Source organism: Spirosoma sp. SC4-14, assembly GCF_037201965.1.
In the GTDB taxonomy this organism is placed as follows: domain Bacteria; phylum Bacteroidota; class Bacteroidia; order Cytophagales; family Spirosomataceae; genus Spirosoma.
In genome coordinates this window covers 2,492,628-2,513,026 of record NZ_CP147518.1, presented here as the reverse complement: position 1 = coordinate 2,513,026, position 20,399 = coordinate 2,492,628, and the positions used below count along the sequence as shown (strand labels likewise).

Below are 20,399 nucleotides of genomic sequence, written 5' to 3'. Positions count from 1 at the left end.
ACCGATTTATTGCGAATAAACCCTAAATCAACCGCTTTTTGTTTTTTATTGACCCAAAACAGACGACTTAAAGCGCTTGCAGGTCAGCAAAATAATAGGTCGATGTCTGTTGTTCGCCTGTAGCCGTGTTGAATTCATATGTTTTCGTTACAATATCCTTCACCTGTATGTCAATCGGTTCGGCAAAATAGGGAGCCTGATACACGAAAGTATGGAACTCTCCATTTTCGCCACACGGATCGACTCCGGCAGGCAGCTCATCGACAAAGGCCCGATCGAGCACACGCCCGCAGAACGATTTATCGAGATACTGGCTGTTGACACTAACCACAATTGTAGCAAAACCAGCGTCCCAGAATTCATCCAATAACTGGAGAGACGGCATCTGCCAAATCGGGAAAACACCCGTAAGGCCTTGTTTCGCCAACCGGTCTTCGCGCCATTGCCGCAGATCTTCCAGAAAAATATCGCCAAAAATAGCCTGTGTCACTCCCCTATCGACCAGCGGCTGCAATGCATCGGCCATTCGCTGCTCATAATCGCTCATTGCGCTTTCTTCGGGTAAGTACAGTTTTGTTTGCGGCAACCCTAGCCGATATGCCTGTTCGTCCAGGAGCTTTTCGGAAACGCCATGCATCGAAATCCGGCGGTTAGTGGCATTCAGGGTCGTCAGCAGCGTTTCTACGGCATAGTTTCCCGATTGCCGAATGCGCCACAATGCCAGAGCCGAGTCTTTCCCACCCGACCAGTTCATGATTGCTTTTTTCATGGTATTGGTGCTTTTACAACTAGCGGCAACCCACTGACCATCAGCGTGACGGCATCGGCCCGACTTGCTACATACTGATTGGCCCACCCCTGCAAATCGGTGAACGCCCGCCCAATGGCCGTTTCGGCATGAACACCCATCCCAATTTCGTTGGTCACGATAATGAACCGTCCGGGAATGTTCAGCAAGGCATCGATTTCCTGTTTGAACAGATCGAGTGATTTAGCAACATTACTATTGGTATCACTAAAAAAGTTGGTCAGCCACAACGTCGCACAGTCGATCACAGCCGTCTGACCGGCAATAGGAAGTTGGCTTACCAGACGCATTTCTTCAAATACCGTCCATTCCGGACCGCGGTCCAACTGATGACGTGCTACTCGCTCCGCAAACTCGTCGTCCCAAACACGGGCCGTAGCCACATAAACCGGATTGGAGCACCAGCCCAGCGCCAGTTGCTGCGCATAACGGCTTTTACCGCTTCGGGCTCCGCCCGTAATCAGATGCAGATATGCCATGAAAGAGTGAAAGAGTGAAAGAGCGAAAGAGCGAAAGAGCGAAAGAGTGAAAGAGTGAAAGAGCGAAAGAGTGAAAGAGCGAAAGAGTGAAAGAGTGAAAGAGCGAAAGAGTGAAAGAGTGAAAGAGCGAAAGAGTGAAAGAGTGAAAGAGCGAAAGAGTGAAAGAGTGAAAGAGTGAAAGAGCGAACGGGTGAATATTGATGCGTCAGCCACTCTTTCGCTCTTTCACTCTTTCACTCTTTTATACAACCGCCAGTTTCGGGTAGCGCGTTTGTAACCATTCGAAGCCGCCAAAGAGCAGGGTGCCGTAGGCGAGCGTACCAGCCAGAAAATTGCGCATATACGGAATCCCCTGCGTGATGCACTGAAGCCAGCCCTCAAAATTGCGCGACAATGGCAGGTTCGTACGCAGATCAGTGCCACCCGTTAGCCAAACGCTGGTGTCGGCCAGGAGCCAGTGCGAGAGCGATGCTACCAGAGCCGCCACAATGATATTCCTGATCGTAACCTGGCGAAGCAAGACCTGTCCGTACCAGACAAGCAAGGCAAAAATGCCGTAAATCCAGTACCAGCCATTGTACATAATACCGAACTGACCTCTGTATAACACCAGATTAATCACCAGATCGCTCAGAAACAACGTCAGTAAGGGTAACCCAAAGGCCTTCCCACGGTTTTTGATATAGGAACCGCTAAACAAGGCCATAGCGCCAATGGGCGTAAAATTAAACAGGGGCGACCATTGTCCTGAATTGGCTATTCGCAGGATAGCCGCTAGGGCAATAAACAGCAATAGAACCGCAAAGCGAGGATTGAGTTGTTGTTTCATCGTGTGTGATGGTTACCAGGTAAAGCGAAGGCCGATGTTTGCATTCCGACGACGCGTATTAAAGCCATAAATATCGTAATAGATTTTGTCGAACAGGTTCCGAACATCGGCATACACCCGCAACTGGGGTGCCAGTTTCCCTTCGGCGTATAGATCGACCGTTGTATAAGCAGCTAGTTTCACATTGTCGGTGTTGAATGTTTCGCTGTTATAAAAACGATCGGTCCGCTCGCCAATCGACCGCATCGTGGCCGACACAAATAACGTTGGGATAACCTGATAGCCAACGCTCAGATTGATCTGCGTTTTCGGGCGACGGAACAGGTTGTTGTAGGCCGTATCGCGTCCGGCACTTTTCGTTTTCAATTCGCCAGTCAGCAACGTAATATTTCCCGACAGCGTGAACTTGTTGATTTCGGTTTGCGCTTCGATCTCAAGCCCATGATCGTGCTGCCGGTCGAAATTGATGTAACGACCATAGGGAGCTGTATTCAACGACTCAAAGAACATGACATCCTTAATCAGCCGGTCGAAATAAACGGCACGAACCCAGGCATTCCGACTATGCGTAAACAGTTGCACTCCAGCTTCGGTCGACCAGCTATGCTCAGGCCGGAGCGCCTTATTGCCATATGGCGAAAACAATTGATAAAGCGTTGGAGCCCGGAAACCCGACGACAGATTGACAAACACCTTGATCCGATCGGCCACCAGATACGACGGGTTGAACGAATACGTAAACACATTGCCATAGAGCGAATTGCGGTTATAGCGGCCACCCAATTCAACCGAAAGACCCCGATACGGCGTCAGAACGGCCGTTGCATAGGCCCCTAACTGCCCAATCCGGGCTGTGTCGGCACCAATTGGTGGCGACTGATAAGGGCCATAATCGCTAACCGACAAATAGCTTTGATCAGTATTGCTGAACCGATAATCAACCCCTGTCAGTAGTTCGCCCCACGATCCCAGTTTCAGGTTATGATAGACTTCAGCATAATGGGCCAAGCCACCATATTGCTGATACGAATACCGCTCCGACGCGTTAGGTTCTACCGACGTTGAATCATTTTTATACGTCCGGCGACTGTCGCCAAGGCTGTAGTTTATGACCAGTCGACCATGCGAATGCTTATACTCAACGCCCGTAGCCAACCGCTTAAATTTGTTTTTGAACGTATAATCCTTTTCGTCGGCAAAAGCTCCGGCATCGATATCGGCGTTATAGGCGGTCAACATTCCCTGCACTTTCCAGCTCAATCGCTTCGTTAGCTGTAGGGTCAGATTGGCCAGCAGGGCATTTTGCCGGTATCCGTCGTTGTCGAAATTATTCGTCCCCGTTGGGTCGGTAGCCGACGAAAAACCAGCCGACGATTGGCGGGTATACTGAACATTATACGACAATCGCCTGGTTTGGCCGCTCAATCCAATAGCTCCACGAAAGGTGTTGTAGGTTCCGTAGTTGACCGTAGCCATAACGCCTACAGGCTTGTTACCGCTGGAACCATTGCCCCGTTTTGTGAAAATATTGATGACACCAGCCACTGCATCCGAACCGTAGCTGGTTGACTGCGCACCGCGCAAAATTTCGATCCGGTCGCATTCGCCTACCGTCAATAAGTTCAGATCGAACGTGTTAGCCGTTCCCGACGGATCATAGACCGGCAAACCATCCAGCAGAATAAGCGTATTACCAGCCGACGCCCCCCGCACATAAATATCCGGGTTTGTGCCAAGCGGCCCATTGGCACCCACAATTTGCAGCCCAGCCTGCCTCGACAACAACTCGCTGACCGATTGGGTGGCATAGCGTTGCAGCACCGAATCCGATAAAACCGTAACAACCTTGCCCGTCTGCGAAAGTTTCTGTTCAAATTTGTTTGCCGTAACAGTCACAGCATCCAGTTGTACGGATTTTGAAGATTGAGGATTGTCCTGCGCCCAGACAGGCAGGCAGGAAATGGCCAGAGCGGCCGCAGTAAACGTAATGATTTTGCTCATCATTAATCAGATAAACGAAGATTAAGTAATGAGCTGTCGGAAATTGAAATAAAAGACAAACAGAAAACCTCCGTTTGTGACTGCACAGGCAGCTATGCCACCTCACCGAAACCTGTCTTTCATCTACGGCTTTTTTCCCGAAAGCTCGAATCATGAATTCGTTTAAGGCAGGTCTTCTGGCTTGTTCTACCAACAGCGCCTTCCCACCAAATGGCAGTGGCCGTTTTGCTGCTGGCTGGTAACAGAACTTACAGCTACGGGAATAGCCCCGGATTTGCACCGGTGTTCCCTTTTAATTACCCTTCAGACAAAGGGCAAACCGTAAACGCGGGGGCAAAGATAGACAAAAATGGACATTGGCCAGTAGTCATTGGTCATTACAGGGCTTTTTCATAAACCTTTGTAACCGCGTAGCGCCGAGTCGCCGTTGCGGTGGCATTTTTGTAGTAAAAAGCACTGTTGATCATTGGGAGCCTATTTTTTAATGACCAATGACCAGTGTTCAGCCTCTAAAACCCGTCGGCTTTTATTTCTTTTTCGGTGATTGTCCCGTATTTCTTTACTTTTTCCCGAATGGCATCGGCCTTACCAATAAGCACGAACTGAAGATTGTTTTTCGGGAAATACTGGTCGATAATCTGGCGGGTTTTAGCTACTGTCAGGCCATCGACGTTCTTCTGGAAATTATTGATGAACGATTCATCGAAACCCAGGCTGAACATATCGGTAAGCAGATTGGCCAACTCACTGGCCGACTCGTAACGGGGAGGAAAATCGGCTTTTACGTAGTTTTTGGCCGAAAGCAGCGTTTTTTCGTCAATGCCGGTTCGGTGCAGGCTGTCGAGCACCTGCAACGCCATATCGATTGCCTGCGTGGTCGTACTCCCCTTCGTAAACGACGAAACCGCAAACGTACCGCTGTTGCGCATGGTAGCAAATCGGCTGCTTGCGCCATACGTAAGCCCCGAATTTACCCGGAGTGCGTCGTTGAGCCACGATGTAAACCGCCCACCCAGAATAGTATTGACCACCACGACCGGAATATAGTCGGGATTATTCTGGGTGATACCTTTACCCCCAATCAGAAACGTTGTTTCGCGGGCATCGTCTTTATTAACCAGCAGAACACGGTTTTTGTCGAATGCAACGGTTGGTTCCACGAGTTTGGGCGATGTTGCCGACGCCGTTTTCCAGCTTCCGAACAAGTCCGTCATGCGTTTTTTCATATCGGCCGTATTGAAATCGCCCACAACAGCAATGGCGGCCCGGTCGGTTGTATAGTTTTTCCGGTAAAACTGCCGAACATCATTAGCCGTAATGGCCGACACAGCCGATGGCGTACCCGTAGTGGGGTTAGCATACGGGTGGTTATCAAACACAAACCGATTGAAATACGACGTAACCACACCACGGGGGCTTTCTTTCTGCTGGGTTAGCTGCAGCAAGAGACGCTGTTTGTATTTATCAAATTCGACCTGATCGAAAGTTGGTTTTGTCATCACATCCTGAATAATAGCGAAGAGCAAATCCTGGTCTTTTACGGCGAACGAAGCCGTTAGTTTGGCTACTTCTTTGCCCGCATAGGTGTCGACATTTGCCCCAACGTATTCGGCTTTTTCCTCAAGTTGTGCTTTCGTATAGTTTGAACTACCGAACAGCAACGCATCGGCCGTCATGTTGGCCAGTCCGTAGCGATTACCATCCTGTACCGCGCCCGCATCGAACACCGCCGATACGTTGATCAAAGGCACTTCATGTTGCTCCATGAGGTACACTGTCAATCCATTTTTGAGCTTAAATTTCTGATATGGCGGCACTTTAAAGGTTTGTGCCAATGCCGTTCCGGCAATGAGTAAGGTTATGCAAACAGAAGTTATATATCTCATTTTTAATGTCTTGATAAAATGCAGTACAAACCAGACCAAAAGGTTTGTGAAACTTTTTTGGTCTTAAAAGATATGTAGAGCTAGTTATTTTTTACCGGATTTTCTTTGGGCTGAGGTAGCAGATAACCTACGGTTCGGTTACGGGCATTGAGGTACGTTTTTGCCACCCGCTGCACATCTTCCTTCGTCACCTTCTCATAAAGCGAGGGAGCCTCGTAGAGTTTTTTGTAATCACCGAAAAACAATTCATACGTCCCGAGCGAGTTTGCTTTACCATTGATACTTTCCATGGTATGGTAAAACTCCATCAGTTTCTGGTTCTTCAGTTTTTGCAGTTCCGTATCCGTAATACCTTCATTGACAATCTTTTCGATCTGATATTCAACCGAACGTTCCAGTTGCTCGGCCGATACGTTGCTGGCCGCAATCGCATATACGTAGAACAGATTGGGATCGAACGACTCGCTGAAGTTAGTGAACACCCGCGACGCAATGGTTGAATCGAGCACGAGCGACTTTACCAGTCGCGACGAATTCCCCGAACTCAGCACACCACTCAGCAGATCGAGCGCATAATAGTCGGGATGCCGGGCTTCGGGCGTATGATAGGCCAGCAAAATATTGGGCGTTGCAATGTCTTTATAAGTTGTTACCCGTCGCTCCCCATTCTGCAGTGGTTCAACTGTACGCAGGCTATCGGGAAGTTTTTGCGCCGGAATAGGCTCAATATAGTGTTCAGCCAGTTTTCTGACCTGAGCAGCCGATACGTCGCCTACAACCACCGCAACAGCATTATTGGGCGAGTAGTAGGTCTTGAAGTATTTTTCCAGATCGGCCTGTGTCCATTTTTTAATATCCGACTCAAAGCCAATGACCGGAAACATATATGGATGTTCGACAAAAGCTACCGACTTCACCAGTTCGTTGATAACCCGATAGTTACTATTTTCCAACCCCGTACTACGTTCAGACAATACAACGCCCCGCTCGCTCTGAACCATTTTTGGATCAATTGCCAGGTCGCGGATGCGGTCGGCTTCCAGATCGAAAATTGTTTCGAGGGCACCACTCTGAAACCAGTCAGTATAAACAGTTGTATTTTCGGTTGTGTAGGCATTGTTGGAGCCACCGTTGGCTTCCATGACGCGGTCGAACTGTTTAGGACCGTATTTTTTGGCACCGTTGAACATCATGTGCTCAAAAAAATGCGACAGGCCCGTAATACCATGTACTTCATTGCGGGCACCAACTTTCCAGAAAGTATAGAAGTTAGCGTTGGGAATAGAATGGTCTTCGAGGACCAGAAATTTCATGCCGTTTTTGAGTGTGAATGTCTGCACATCTTCTGGCTTAGGCTTATTTTGTGCCAGTACGACACCCACCGAAAGTGTCAACCCGACCAACAGCCCGATTCGTTTGTTCATGAGAATGGTTTTAAACAGAAAAATAGTGGAGTAGCAACAGATAAAAAAATGCTGTTCGGGCTAAAGAGCGGCAAAACCGGCACAACGTTGCCTGGGCACCCAAGCCTTTATAAACTATTGGGATTGGTTGCCCCAAAATAAACAAGTTCTACCACTTCACCGGGCTGAATAACGGCAGTGCCAGCCTGATGCGCAATTTCGAACTGCTGAATCACATCGATCCATTGCGGATGCCCTTTTACGGGAAGTTTATAGGTCCGGATTTTACCGTCGTTGATAACTGGAATTGGCACATACTGATCGTTGGCCGAGCGTGCACCCCGCCAAAAACGAATAGCGTTCTGGGTCGGGTAATTAGGGTCTATCGCATCGGGGGTTTGGCCATTCAGCAACCAGACCAGATTTAGTTGGCTTTCGGGACCAGTATAACCCATCTGAATATAGAGCGTATCGATGTCGGCTGCCCGCCAGCTCCCTGCTGGCGACATTAGTTTGGTTCCCCGAGCATCTAAAGGGCCATTGTCGATATGACCATCGTAGGTCACTTTCCAGTTATCGGTCTGAAAGGGTTCTTTCTGGTCATGCCCCCCATCGAACACATACCAGCTATTACGACCATGCGCCTTATCGAAAATGAAGTCGGGCTTAGCCGAGCGCGACTGCGAATACGCATACTCCCGAATCTGGTTTTCAGAGCCAACCACAAATGTATATTCTTTATATATCGTGTTATCGCTGTCCAACGGATCGAAAAGCCGGCCACCAACATAGGTTATTGTATTGCCCCCTTCCCAGTTATCCTTGGCAGTGATAGCTGCCACATTATAGTTTACGCGGTAATACATAGGTGCACAAAGCCCAATAAACCGGCCCGAACCGATTTCGACGGCTTGCCAGGGCTCCGTAATCTGAAATGAATTTGATTGTTGAGAAATCGGCAGGCCGTTCTGCACTCGCTCCACTCCATCAGAAGCAATGGTAGGACCATAGGTAAACGGGGCAGAGCCATTATAGAAGCGAACCGATCGGGCACCATTGATCATCATGAACGGCCACTCCTGTTCTTCAAACGTATAGAACGTTTTGTCGGGACGTTGTTGAGTGAGTCGTACTTTTACGTACACTTTATTTTCATCGAGCCGAACCCACTGCTCATAAAAGAATGGTAACAAACGGGCATTCTGATGAGGCCACGACAGACATTGAGTTTTGGTATAGATATATCCGTTGATGAGTCCATGAAACAATACTGGCGACGGATTTCCCCCGTCGTCACCGGCCTGCAACGGATTGTAGCCAATGCCTTTCCAGCGGGGCGAATCGTCGGCAAATGAACGCGGCCCGGCATAAGATCCCATACCCGACTCCCGTCCTTTATCATAAAAATTGATCAGATACTGTCCTGTTACTTTATCATAAATCTGAATTGATCCTCCATACTCTTTCCGAACCTCCAGCCGTAGCGTAGACGACTCCTGAACCGTAGTAGCCCCAATGGCTCCATGCGGTACCTGATTCGAATTATAACTTAGCCAGTTGGCCGTCTCCGCAGGAACTGTATAGGTGAAGGGGCCAACCGTACTCGATGAAACAGGGATCGCTGGTGGCACCACAACTGGTGGCGGGTTAGGGGTACCAGTACCTCCGCCCAAAACCGGGTCGGGCAAAGGAGCATCCTTACAATTCCATAGACTTGTCAATAACAGGCACAGAAACAGGGAGGTAATAGCAGGAGCGTAATATTTCATAATAAACAGACAAACGACAGTAGCCTCTGGTGATGGGGAAAGCTAAACAGGCCCCTGATACCAGTACTCAATGCCAACTAACAAGTTTCAGTAATGTAAGACCCATTTTCGGTTCTGTTCGTTTGTTCGCAGGATAGCCGCACTAAAATAGTAACCTAAATGTGGTTTGCAAACAATACTGCACAAAGGCACACTGCATTGGTTCATAAAGCGAGCCAGTGGGCATTATTGCTCATCTAAAATAGGCGTTTATCCCATGATTTCGTACCTTTTAGCCTTTGATTGTTCGTTAATGAGTATCTCCTCAAAAAATGACAAAAGTTAGCCTTACTATCCTTTTTCAGTTTCTTGTTTTTCTTTCCTTCGCCCAACAGAATCTGGTTCCCTATGTCCATCCGCTAATCGGTACCGAAAAAATGGGGCATACTTTTCCAGGTGCTACAGTTCCTTTCGGAGCCGTACAACTGAGCCCCGATTCCGATACCTTATCCTACGAGTTCAACGGCAAGTATAACGGTAACGTTTATAACTATTGCGCAGGTTATAAATACGAAGACAAAACTATTGTTGGTTTTAGTCATACGCATTTTAGCGGCACAGGCCACTCCGATTTGGGAGATTTCCTGATCATGCCAACGCAGGGTATGCTACAGTTAAATCCAGGTGTGGCATCCGATCCAAAAAGCGGCTACCGATCGGCCTTTTCGCATACGAATGAAGTAGCCGAAGCAGGTTATTATAAAGTCAAGCTCGACGATCACGCTATTCTGGCTGAACTTACGGCCTCCAATCGGGTTGGCTTCCATCAGTACACCTTTCCCAAATCCGATCAGTCGCACATTATTCTGGATCTGGCGCATGGCATCTACAACTACGACGATAAAGTTGTCTGGACATTTGTACGTGTCATAAACGACACCCTCATTACCGGTTTCCGGCAAACCAACGGCTGGGCCCGCACCCGGACGGTTTATTTTGCGCTGTCGTTCTCCAAACCGTTTAAATCATACGGACAGAAAACCCTCGATAAGCCACAGGTTTATAAGGGATTCTGGCGCAAATTCGACCAGACCCGAAATTTCCCGGAAATAGCGGGCAAACGCATTCGGATGTATTTCGATTTCGATACAAATGAGGGTGAACAGGTAAAGCTAAAAATGGCCTTATCGCCCGTGAGTCAGGAAAATGCCCTGGCCAATATGCAGGCCGAAATTCCACACTGGAACTTTGATCAGATAAAAGCTAAAGCGCAGGCCGATTGGAACCGGGAGCTAAACAAAATCCTGATTGACGCGTCGGAACCCGACAAGATCAATTTTTATACCTCGCTCTACCATGCTTTTGTGAACCCAACAACCTATATGGACACCAATGGCCAGTACAAGGGTCTGGATCAGGGTATTCATCAGGCAACTGGCTTCACCAATTACACCACATTTTCGCTCTGGGATACTTATCGGGCATTGCACCCATTTTTCAACCTGATTCAGCCCAGTCGCAACAACGACATGGTACAATCCATGCTGAAGCATTACGATCAGAGTACGTTAAAAATGCTGCCGATCTGGTCGCACTATGCCAATGAAAACTGGTGTATGAGTGGCTATCACAGCGTATCGGTCCTGGCCGATGCCATCATTAAAGGAGTTTACACAGGTGACGCCCAAAAAGCGCTGGATGCCTGCATCGCCACCGCAAACCATCGCGATTATGAAGGTATTGGCGACTATATCGACCGGGGCTATATCCCATCAACAGCCAACGGCACATCCGTCTCCAATACGCTCGAATATGCTTATGATGACTGGTGTATTGCCCAATTAGCCAAAAAGCTAAATCGGCCTGATGTGTATGAAACGTACCGGAAACGTGCTGAAAACTGGCAAAATGTCTTCGACAAATCGATTGGTTTCATGCGCCCACGTCTGGCCGATGGCAGTTTCAAAAAAGAGTTCGATGTATATAGCACCCACGGACAGGGCTTTATCGAAGGCAACTCCTGGAACTTTAGCTTTTTTGTTCCACAGGACCCAGCCACACTAATTCAGTATATGGGAGGGCCCAGGACATTTGCCGCCCGACTCGACACCCTCTTCGCCATGAATCTGCCCGACAAGTTTTTTGCCGAAACCGAAGACATCACGCGCGAAGGAATTATTGGCGGCTATATTCATGGCAATGAACCCGCTCATCACGTTGCCTATCTATACAATTGGGCAGGCCAACCCTGGAAAACCCAGGAGCGCGTCCGCATGATTCTCAACAGGCAGTATAAACCCACACCCGACGGTTTGGGAGGCAATGACGACTGCGGTCAGATGAGTGCGTGGTATATGTTCTCCTCAATGGGTTTTTATCCGGTTGCACCTGGGTCAGAAGACTACTCATTAGGAAGTCCTTCAGTAAAAAGTGCCCACTTACAGCTCGAAAATGGTCGGGTTTTTACGATTGAAGCAGTTAATCAGAGCGATAAAAATATATATGTACAAAAAGCACTTCTGAACGGAAAATTGCTCACCCAGCCAACAATTTCTCATTCTGATATTATGAAGGGAGGAAAACTAACCTTTTATATGACGGCCAGCCCCCCCAGAAAATAATCAATGTAGCACTATCAAGTTCTGGTGTGTTGTAAGTACAACAGTCTATACAGATTGCGTATCAACAGCACACCAATTCGTTCAACAATTGTGCTCTAACTATCCGACCATTACGCAGTCAGCAACCGCCCAGGTGTCAGCATAATAAAGAATCGTGCAGCTTATTTATTAGGCTGACACCTGGCTTCTTATCTTGCTTTTGATTAAGTTCAAATCATTATTATTTCACTAATGCCGATCTTCTTCAATCCAGCCTGACCTGCTAGCGTTGAAAAGCAGATTACATCAGACTAGCTTAGAGGTAGTAGCCGATCTTCTATTGTTGGCCTGTTCCTCTTTCCTGCCCCCCTTTCTTTTTTCTCTGGCGAACGTTTATTACAAGGTGCCAATCGCTGCTTTTCAGCTAGTCTGGCGTTCATACGCTACCATCAATTTTAGCTTACAGTTGCCAGAGCACCAAAAATGCTTCGTTGCCGTTGCTTTTCCTGCTTTTTCAATAGGATTAACCGGCTCCCAAAAACCGCATTGGTTTACTACTGTGTCAGTTGCTTTTCAGCGCTAATTACCCGAATATCTAGTATATCCTATACACCCATATCGCCTACAAACTAAATATATTCTACAAATTATATATACTGTTTTTTAAATAAAATTTACCTATCAATAAACCTTTTTCTAATGTTTTTTTAATAATTTTGTCTATTCTTCTATCTAAACCGGGACACATATGACATATTCTTAACGCGTATTCTAAACTTTATTGACAGAATTTTCGGAAAGAAATATCGACGAAACAGCTACGCAGGATGTAAGCCATCAGATGGCTTGGTAAGCAATTTCTTCATGGACATTCATCTGTAAGTTCATCGTCTTTTTTCTGCACAGATAGCTCATAAGGGGCGTCGGTACTCTTTTTCAGGTTTTATTTCAATTGCTAATTGACAATTCGTTATGAAGTTACGCGTACTGCGCGCCTATACAGGATATTGGTTTATTAGTTTAAGTCTCTTGGCAGGGAGTTGCATATCCAGCAAACAACTGGCACTATATCAGAAAACTGAAGGTGGACACGACACCATTGCTTTGGCCCCACGCTTTATACCAATTATTAAATCGGGCGATGTACTTTCGGTGCAGGTAAGTAGCCTAAGCCCCGAAGCAACGGCCTTCTTTAATCCATATGCTGTCATTGCCACATCGGAACGCGCGGGTTCACCCAGTTCAATTGCCCCAACAACACCCATACAATATACGCCAGGCTATCTGGTGGATGAAGAAGGGCAGATTGAGCTTCCACTAATTGGAAAACAAACTGTTCGAGGCCTGACAAACACCCAGGCAGCAAAGGAGATTCGCCAGAAGTTGCTCGATTATTTGAAAGAACCAACTGTTAATGTAAGAAACCTTAATTTTCAGATTTCGGTATCTGGCGAAGTGGCCCGCCCCTCGCTGTTTTCGATTCCAAACGAACAGATATCACTACCGGCAGCTCTGGGACTGGCTGGTGATATTACGATATATGGCCGACGGAATAATGTCCTGATTATTCGCGAGGAAAATGGCCAGCGCACGTTCAACCGCGTCGATCTTACCCGACGCGATGTCTTTAAGTCGCCCTATTATTATCTCCGCCCAAATGATATTGTGTATGTAGAACCAGGTAGCGCACGGGTAGCCAGTGCTGACCGTATTTATCAGGTTTTACCAATAATAATCAGTGGACTATCCTTTATCGCCATTATTATTAGCCGTTTTTAACACCCAAAAACATGGTTCCCAATTCCTACACACCATATCAGGTCTATGATTTAGAACCTCAAGCCGATCTTCGGGCCATGCTACTGCGATACCTTCGCTATTGGCCCTGGTTTGTTCTTTCGCTTGTGCTGGCCTTAGTGGCTGCTTACATATATCTTCTCTATCAACCACCTGTTTATAAGGTGCAGGCCAGTCTGTTAATTAAAGATGAAAAGAAAGGTATTTCCGATGCTCCTATGCTGAAAGAGCTCGATCTCTTTAGCAGCAATAAAGTGGTTGACAATGAAATGGAGATCCTCAAATCATTCACGATGATGGATCGGGTTGCCAAAAAGTTAGGCCTCGATGTTCGCTATTATAATCCTACCAGCACTTCCAAAAAAGAAATTTATGGGGAATCACCTATACGACTGATTGTTGAGAAAGCCAATCCTACGTTATATGAGGAAGAATTAACCTTTACCTTTCCAACTAGCAATACCGTTCAGCTAAACGGGCAGGTCTACCCCATTAATCAAAGTATTCGAACCCCTTACGGACAGTTACGCATTTTTACCAGGAAACCACTGAATAACAAGCTGGAACCTGTTATTACCAGAGTTTTCCCTCAGTGCTGGACATTGAGGGAGTAGAATAGGAAAAAGCGAGGGCAAATGCTTGTTTTGTAGCGTGACCAACTTAACAAGATTCCACTCCTCGCTTTTGGACAAAGCTAAGGATTTTGGCCAGGATCTCTCACCGACTCTGCTGAAAAATCTCATCGCCATCGGCTGCGCCATCCTCATCAAGGAGACCGTCAACCTTAACAAGCTTAAGAACCACATGGGGCTACTACTAGGTAATCAGCACACCCAGACGGATTCGCACTATCGCCGACTTACCCGCTTCTTTGACCATCCAGTGGCCCAGCGGAGGCTGTGGAAGTGGCTGCTGGTGTGGATCTTAGGCTATATCAAACGCTGGGATGGCCGCTCCATGAGCCTTTACCTAACGTTGGATGCTACCAGTTGGCAGCTAGGTAAACAACCTATTCAGTTGTTGGTTTTGTCTCTGGTCTATCGGCAGGTGAGCCTGCCTTTATTCTGGATGGATTTGGCCAGGAAAGGTCATTCTTCTCAGCAGCAGCGCAAACGCTTGCTCCAGCAAGCCATGAAGCTCTACCCCGTGAAGGGCTTCTGCCTGTTAGGGGATCGTGAGTACGGGGGTAAAGCCTGGTTGCAGTTTCTAACCCAGAGTGGCCTCAACTTTATTATCCGTTTACCCAAAGATTCTTATAAAGAGGCTATTAGCGCCGGGGGCAAGGCCTACAGTGCTTTGCTCAAGCGAGCTTTAAGGGGCCGCACCGTCAGCCAGTGGTTTACCCTGGAGGGCCACCGCTACCAGTTTGTAGCTCGGTCTCATCAGGATGGCGCCCAAAGTGCGGACCCTTTGGTGCTCTTGATCAGTAATCTAAGCTGGTCCAAACACGTCGTTGTTGAGCGCTACCGCATCCGCTGGACCACGGAGTGTCTGTTCAAGCATTTGAAGAGCAATGGGTTCCATGTAGAAGAGCTGGGCGTTCAGCACTGGGCTAAAATTAGGCTGTTAGTGGTCATTATCGTCGTGTTATACGTGATCTGTGTCGCTGAAGGCTTTCGGCAGTATCATCGGCTTCGTCCGAAAAAGAAGGAATTGGGCAACTTTCAGCCACGGGAGTCGGTGTTCCGCAAGGGTTATTCAGGCGTGGTTAATCAGCTTAGCTCGATTGAACATTTCTTAGATTGGTTGATGAAGCAGTTAAGTAAGCCGCTGAAGATTCCTATCCGCATCTTTTTCTTCAATGTCCAGCACTGAGGAGTTTTCCCCCATGCAGAACTGGTTGAGCAATATTTAAAAAACTTAAATGTAGAACCTACCTCCAAACAGGCAACGGTTCTGAATATGAGCCTGGAAGAAACGGTTCCCGACAAAGGAGAAGCCATTCTGAACCAGCTTATTTCTGAATACAACAAAGAAGCGATTGTTGATAAGAACAAAGAAGCCAATAATACGCTCAACTTTATTGAAGATCGACTGGCGCTCATCTCCGGCGAATTATCCACTGTCGAAAAAGAAGTAGAGCTGTATAAATCGACTCAGGGCATAACCGATTTGAGCACTCAGGCACAAACCTTTCTGACAACTGTTAAAGAAAACGATACTCAACTTAATGAAGCCAATATGCAGTTGGCTGCGCTTAAGGATATTGAAAGGTACCTACAAGCCAAGTCCAATGAGAAAGGAATAGCTCCTGCCACACTAGGGTTCAGTGATCCCGTGCTGACCGGTCTGTTGACTAAAATGGCAGAACTGGAACTAAAGCGGGAAGAGGTCTCCCGAACTATGTCGCCCAACAATCCATTGATTCAGTCGCTCGATAGTCAATTAAAAACGATGAAGAGTAGTATCAATGAAAATGTGCAGACTATCCGTCAGCAATTGACCAGTAACCGCAACCAACTGACAGCCAATAATCGACGGCTAGAAGGTATGATTCGGACTGTCCCAGGCAAAGAGCGTGCTTTACTGAACATCACACGCCAACAGGCCATTAAAAACGGGTTATATACTTACCTTCTACAAAAACGGGAAGAAACAGCCCTTTCAGCGGCCTCGGTCGTTTCGGATAGTCGCACCGTCGACCCTGCCCGTACGAGTAGTAAGCCCGTTAAGCCCGTCAAGCTGATGATCTTTGCGCTGTTTGGAGCTATTGGCTTACTCATCCCAATAGGCTTTGTTTCAGCTAAAGATGCGCTTAATAACCGCGTATCGCGTCGATCCGATGTTGAAGAAGCGACGCAGATTCCTATTCTGGGAGAAGTAGTTAAAAGCAACCAAGCCGATAAACTCATCTTTAAGCCACGATTACAATCTGTTATTGGCGAACAGATTAGAGCCATTCGTACTAATCTCCAGTTTTTGCGAAGTAGTACCCAACAAAGCCAGGTATTACTGTTCACATCCAGCGTAAGTGGCGAAGGCAAATCATTTGTTTCATTAAACCTTGGAGCAAGTTTGGCCCTGGTTGGCCGCACCACGGTCATTCTGGAAATGGATATGCGGAAACCCAAACTGCACCAGAGCCTGCATATGGAAAACAAAGCAGGTCTGAGCAATTACCTGATTGGAGAAGTCGGTCTGGATGAAATTATTCAACCTGTTTCAGGGCACGATAATTACTTCATTATCACAGCCGGCCCGCTCCCCCCTAACCCTTCCGAGCTACTAAGTTCTCCTCATCTGTCACAATTGCTTGACGAACTGAAAGCAAAATTTGACTACGTTATTATCGATTCGCCACCTGTTGGCCTCGTAACCGACGCTCAGTTGATAGCGCCCTATGCCGATGCTACCCTCTATATGGTGCGTCACGACCATACCCCACGGAACTATCTGAAAATGGTCGATACACTCTATAAAGAACAGCGTTTCCCCAAACTGAGCATTATTCTAAACGGTGTTGGCGAAGGAGAATCCTACTACTATAACTATGGGGGGTATTATGGCGAATCTGGCATCAAAAAGCGCCTGAGCCGTAACGATTAGCAGATGGGTGAAACCCAGCCTATTTATCTATTCACCTAGTCAGTCATCCACTCATGCTTAGTCTTGACTCACCTTACAAACCACTATATGTGTATGCCGAGCATACTGCCCGGCCCACGGAAGGATTGTACCAACGGACAGGAAAGCGTTTTTTGATGTTTGCTTTTCTCTGTTCATACTCATTGTGGTCTTATCCTGGCTCTTACCCTTGTTAGGAGCACTGATCCTGTTAGACTCACGAGGGCCCATCTTTTACATTCAGAAACGGACGGGCTATCGTGGCTCATGGTTCAATTGCCTGAAGCTGCGCACCATGACGCATAACCCTAATGCATCGTTCCGCCAAGCCAGTAAAAACGACGGCCGTGTAACACGAATCGGCCGTTTTCTGCGTCAGAGTAATCTGGATGAACTACCACAGTTTATAAACGTATTACGAGGTGATATGAGTATCGTAGGCCCACGGCCTCATGCCCTGGAGCATAGCGCTCAGTTCTGGAACACCATGCCTGAGTACAAGAAACGCTATCGGGTAAAGCCAGGAATAACCGGATTGGCTCAGGTACGTGGTTGCCGGGGGGAAACAAGCGAGCGAATCAAAATGCATCATCGGGTTCGGTATGACCGCTTCTATAATCGAAAAAAGTCATTAAGGTTAGATATATGGATCTGCTGGCAAACCGTACTATCCATGCTAAAAGGAAATATTAACGCATGGTAAGATAAATAATTGACTTGTTGAATGATTGAATTATATACCTCCGTTGCGGTTGAATAACGTCAATAAATGGGCCATACAATTCAATCATTCAATCATTCAACCATTCAACAATGCCCTGGTTTGTACTCTATACAAAGTCGCGAAACGAGAAGCAGGTAGCCGCAAAGCTAAAGGAACGAGGCATTGAAGTGTACTGTCCGTTGACAAAAACTAAACGGCGTTGGTCGGACCGGACTAAATGGGTCGAAGAACCCCTGTTCCGCTCCTACTGCTTCGTCAATCTGGACGAACACGAGCGCGCCCGCGTCTTTGGTATACCCGGCATTGTGCGCTACCTGTTCTGGCTAAACAAACCGGCAGTGGTACGCAACGACGAGATCGGTGCCATTAAACGGCTACTAAACGAGTTTGATCATAGCCAGATTCGGGTTGAGTCTTTCTCGCCAAACGACCGGGTCACCATAGGCTCAGGTAGTTTTTCAGATACAACAGGCAGCGTAATAGGCCAACAAGGAAACCAACTGGCTATTCTGCTCGACGCGTTACAGGTAGTGGTGAGGGTCGATCTGATCCAGACCTTGGTATTGAGTTGACAGAATAAGTGTAAAAAAATGTAATTCGGCTAGGCCACTCATGTGACTGAAAGGGCGGAGCTGTACCAAAAACAAAGCAAAGCAATGTATGCAAAATGTATTTAGCATTGCTTCAAAAACTAAAAGAGGTTCAATATAAAAATAGTCCCCAAAAGCTAGTTTCTAATTAATTAAACTAACTGCAATGACCAACGATATCTTAAACAATAAATCTATTTTAATAACAGGTGGAACCGGATCACTCGGCCGCGCTTTAACAAAATACCTACTAGAAAACCATCCAGCTATCAAACGATTAGTGATTTATTCGAGAGATGAGCAAAAACAATTTCAAATGGCACAGGAATACCCTGAATCGCAATATGCCTGCATGCGTTATTTCATTGGTGACATTCGCGATTATGAACGTTTAAAGAGAGCGCTCAATGGAATCGATTATGTTATACACGCGGCCGCTATGAAACATGTGCATATTGCTGAATATAACCCGGATGAATGCGTAAAAACAAATGTGGGCGGAGCTGAAAATGTAATTCGGGCATCCTTGGAAACCAATGTTGAACGAGTAGTAGCCCTCTCTACTGATAAAGCCTGTGCCCCCATAAACTTATATGGTGCAACAAAGTTGACTTCCGACAAACTTTTTATCGCGGCTAATAAAATAAAAGGCAACAGAAAGGTAAGATTTTCAGTGGTGCGATATGGTAATGTAATGGGATCAAATGGATCTGTTATTCCTTTTTTCCTCAAAAAGCGGGCAGAAGGCGTACTACCCATAACCGACCCGAATATGACCCGATTTAATATTACCCTACTAGAGGGTGTCAAAATGGTATTACATGCCTTAGAAACAGCTTGGGGAGGAGAATTATTTGTACCCAAAATCCCGTCCTATAAAATTACTGACGTGGCTTCGGCTATAGGCCCTGAATGTGAACAAAGAATAATAGGTGTCAGACCGGGTGAAAAAATTCACGAAGAGATGATTACCAGCTCTGATTCATTTACTACCTATGACTTAGGTAAATATTACGCAATCTTACCCCAAGTTCCTGTTTGGAATATCAATGACTATATCAATTTTTTTAAAGCAGAAAAGGTTAAACCTGGCTTCCGTTATAGTTCCGACAGTAACGAAGAATGGGTAAATGTTGATGCTATAAAAATGCTAATAGAGACAACTTTTATTAGTAGATTATACTAATAAAAGTTGTCTCTACCAATAAAAATACAAATAAAATCCTAATAGACAAAATTAAATAATACCTCATCAATTAAAGATAATTTATGAGGTACTTGTTATAAAAACAAGTTAAATGAATAGCATTCTAATAAAAAAAATTTTATGTAATAAAATATTTATATATATAACTGGCAGATATATAGCATACGGAATCCAATTTATAAATAGTTTATTAATTGCGTCAATTCTGTCCCCGTATTACCTTGGCATATGGGGTTTTCTAAATTTAATTTTACAGTATTTCTCACAAATAAATTTCGGAATCCCTCATGCGTTAAATGTAATAATTTCAATAAATAAAAAAAATAAAAAGTATACAGCTTCCATCTTTGGAACATCAGTATCACTAACGATAATCCTATCGATATTGATTATAATTATCTTCGCTAACGATACATTTACAAGTATACCTATCTTAAGTAAATATAACTTCTCTAAATATTCTCTAAATATTTGCGTTAGTATTATATGCAATCAAATCATATTATTATATATTAATTTGTTTAGAATCTATAATAAAATACGAGAGATAAGTCTCTATCAAATTGTAACTCAATTGTCCACATCCTTATGCATATATCTATCTGATAGTAAAAATCTTATATTTAATATAATTACAGCAAATGCCATAATATATATTATAATACTAATTTACTATGCGTTAATATGTCCCATTAGTTTTAGTCTGAATTTAGACTACGTATCGATTAAAAGAATAAAAAATAAAGCTATGTTTCTTTTTCTG

At 45.9% G+C, this 20,399-nt stretch carries 15 protein-coding genes and 1 riboswitch; of the genes, 8 read left to right on the top strand and 7 right to left on the bottom strand.

What is annotated here, in order from left to right; translation table 11 throughout:
- Positions 1 to 67: 67 nt before the first annotated feature.
- The 7 genes from WBJ53_RS10195 to WBJ53_RS10165 all read right to left on the bottom strand — a co-directional run bounded on the left by WBJ53_RS10195 (position 68) and on the right by WBJ53_RS10165 (position 9,175).
- Entirely contained in the window at positions 68 to 769 is a 702-nt protein-coding gene (locus WBJ53_RS10195; RefSeq protein ID WP_338875998.1) for a diphthine--ammonia ligase, read from the bottom strand.
- Positions 766 to 1,287 carry a bifunctional adenosylcobinamide kinase/adenosylcobinamide-phosphate guanylyltransferase gene (locus WBJ53_RS10190; RefSeq protein WP_338875996.1) on the bottom strand — a complete coding sequence of 174 codons (522 nt, stop codon included), beginning with the start codon at positions 1,285 to 1,287 and terminating at the stop codon, positions 766 to 768. The genes WBJ53_RS10195 and WBJ53_RS10190 overlap by 4 nt, the downstream gene beginning before the upstream one ends.
- Positions 1,288 to 1,528: 241 nt before the next feature.
- Positions 1,529 to 2,116, bottom strand: coding sequence for a DUF6580 family putative transport protein (locus WBJ53_RS10185; RefSeq protein WP_338875995.1), 588 nt, complete (start codon positions 2,114 to 2,116; stop codon positions 1,529 to 1,531).
- 12 nt (positions 2,117 to 2,128) lie between these two features.
- Positions 2,129 to 4,120, bottom strand: a complete 1,992-nt coding sequence (locus WBJ53_RS10180) for a TonB-dependent receptor (protein ID WP_338875994.1) — start codon at positions 4,118 to 4,120, stop codon at positions 2,129 to 2,131.
- A 145-nt stretch (positions 4,121 to 4,265) separates the two neighbouring features.
- Positions 4,266 to 4,456, bottom strand: a riboswitch (cobalamin riboswitch).
- A gap of 170 nt (positions 4,457 to 4,626) precedes the next feature.
- Complete coding sequence (locus WBJ53_RS10175) at positions 4,627 to 6,003, bottom strand: pitrilysin family protein (RefSeq protein WP_338875993.1); 1,377 nt, start codon at positions 6,001 to 6,003, stop codon at positions 4,627 to 4,629.
- Positions 6,004 to 6,083: 80 nt separating this feature from the next.
- Entirely contained in the window at positions 6,084 to 7,427 is a 1,344-nt protein-coding gene (locus tag WBJ53_RS10170; RefSeq protein ID WP_338875992.1) for a pitrilysin family protein, read from the bottom strand.
- A gap of 107 nt (positions 7,428 to 7,534) precedes the next feature.
- On the bottom strand, positions 7,535 to 9,175 hold the full coding sequence (locus WBJ53_RS10165) for a hypothetical protein (RefSeq protein WP_338875991.1): 1,641 nt from the start codon (positions 9,173 to 9,175) through the stop codon (positions 7,535 to 7,537).
- Positions 9,176 to 9,486: 311 nt separating this feature from the next.
- On the opposite strand from WBJ53_RS10165, the gene WBJ53_RS10160 reads away from it, so the two are divergent.
- From WBJ53_RS10160 to pseB, 8 genes are all read left to right on the top strand, one after another.
- A complete protein-coding gene (locus WBJ53_RS10160; protein WP_338875990.1) occupies positions 9,487 to 11,775 on the top strand; it encodes a GH92 family glycosyl hydrolase in 2,289 nt (762 codons plus the stop codon).
- Positions 11,776 to 12,726: 951 nt separating this feature from the next.
- The gene (locus WBJ53_RS10155) at positions 12,727 to 13,533 is read left to right on the top strand and encodes a polysaccharide biosynthesis/export family protein (RefSeq protein WP_338875989.1); all 807 of its coding nucleotides are present in this window, start codon (positions 12,727 to 12,729) and stop codon (positions 13,531 to 13,533) included.
- A gap of 11 nt (positions 13,534 to 13,544) precedes the next feature.
- Positions 13,545 to 14,165 carry a Wzz/FepE/Etk N-terminal domain-containing protein gene (locus WBJ53_RS10150; protein ID WP_338875988.1) on the top strand — a complete coding sequence of 207 codons (621 nt, stop codon included), beginning with the start codon at positions 13,545 to 13,547 and terminating at the stop codon, positions 14,163 to 14,165.
- Between the two features lie 70 nt (positions 14,166 to 14,235).
- Complete coding sequence (locus tag WBJ53_RS10145; RefSeq protein ID WP_338868327.1) at positions 14,236 to 15,366, top strand: transposase; 1,131 nt, start codon at positions 14,236 to 14,238, stop codon at positions 15,364 to 15,366.
- An 87-nt stretch (positions 15,367 to 15,453) separates the two neighbouring features.
- Positions 15,454 to 17,097 carry a polysaccharide biosynthesis tyrosine autokinase gene (locus WBJ53_RS10140; protein WP_338875987.1) on the top strand — a complete coding sequence of 548 codons (1,644 nt, stop codon included), beginning with the start codon at positions 15,454 to 15,456 and terminating at the stop codon, positions 17,095 to 17,097.
- Positions 17,098 to 17,281: 184 nt separating this feature from the next.
- Complete coding sequence (locus tag WBJ53_RS10135; RefSeq protein ID WP_338875986.1) at positions 17,282 to 17,818, top strand: sugar transferase; 537 nt, start codon at positions 17,282 to 17,284, stop codon at positions 17,816 to 17,818.
- A gap of 110 nt (positions 17,819 to 17,928) precedes the next feature.
- Positions 17,929 to 18,411, top strand: a complete 483-nt coding sequence (locus WBJ53_RS10130; protein ID WP_338875985.1) for a UpxY family transcription antiterminator — start codon at positions 17,929 to 17,931, stop codon at positions 18,409 to 18,411.
- Between the two features lie 184 nt (positions 18,412 to 18,595).
- The gene (gene pseB, locus WBJ53_RS10125; protein WP_338875984.1) at positions 18,596 to 19,615 is read left to right on the top strand and encodes a UDP-N-acetylglucosamine 4,6-dehydratase (inverting); all 1,020 of its coding nucleotides are present in this window, start codon (positions 18,596 to 18,598) and stop codon (positions 19,613 to 19,615) included.
- The last annotated feature ends 784 nt before the right edge of the window (positions 19,616 to 20,399 follow it).

Excerpts from the sequence above, each read along its gene's own strand:
- WBJ53_RS10175 (WP_338875993.1), bottom strand. The coding sequence starts at position 6,003 with ATGAGATATATAACTTCTGTTTGCATAACCTTACTCATTGCCGGAACG.
- WBJ53_RS10165 (WP_338875991.1), bottom strand. The coding sequence starts at position 9,175 with ATGAAATATTACGCTCCTGCTATTACCTCCCTGTTTCTGTGCCTGTTA.
- WBJ53_RS10180 (WP_338875994.1), bottom strand. The coding sequence starts at position 4,120 with ATGATGAGCAAAATCATTACGTTTACTGCGGCCGCTCTGGCCATTTCC.
- WBJ53_RS10170 (WP_338875992.1), bottom strand. The coding sequence starts at position 7,427 with ATGAACAAACGAATCGGGCTGTTGGTCGGGTTGACACTTTCGGTGGGT.
- WBJ53_RS10185 (WP_338875995.1), bottom strand. The coding sequence starts at position 2,116 with ATGAAACAACAACTCAATCCTCGCTTTGCGGTTCTATTGCTGTTTATT.
- WBJ53_RS10160 (WP_338875990.1), top strand. The coding sequence starts at position 9,487 with ATGACAAAAGTTAGCCTTACTATCCTTTTTCAGTTTCTTGTTTTTCTT.
- pseB (WP_338875984.1), top strand. The coding sequence starts at position 18,596 with ATGACCAACGATATCTTAAACAATAAATCTATTTTAATAACAGGTGGA.
- WBJ53_RS10150 (WP_338875988.1), top strand. The coding sequence starts at position 13,545 with ATGGTTCCCAATTCCTACACACCATATCAGGTCTATGATTTAGAACCT.
- WBJ53_RS10130 (WP_338875985.1), top strand. The coding sequence starts at position 17,929 with ATGCCCTGGTTTGTACTCTATACAAAGTCGCGAAACGAGAAGCAGGTA.
- WBJ53_RS10155 (WP_338875989.1), top strand. The coding sequence starts at position 12,727 with ATGAAGTTACGCGTACTGCGCGCCTATACAGGATATTGGTTTATTAGT.
- WBJ53_RS10140 (WP_338875987.1), top strand. The coding sequence starts at position 15,454 with ATGAGCCTGGAAGAAACGGTTCCCGACAAAGGAGAAGCCATTCTGAAC.
- WBJ53_RS10195 (WP_338875998.1), bottom strand. The coding sequence starts at position 769 with ATGAAAAAAGCAATCATGAACTGGTCGGGTGGGAAAGACTCGGCTCTG.
- WBJ53_RS10190 (WP_338875996.1), bottom strand. The coding sequence starts at position 1,287 with ATGGCATATCTGCATCTGATTACGGGCGGAGCCCGAAGCGGTAAAAGC.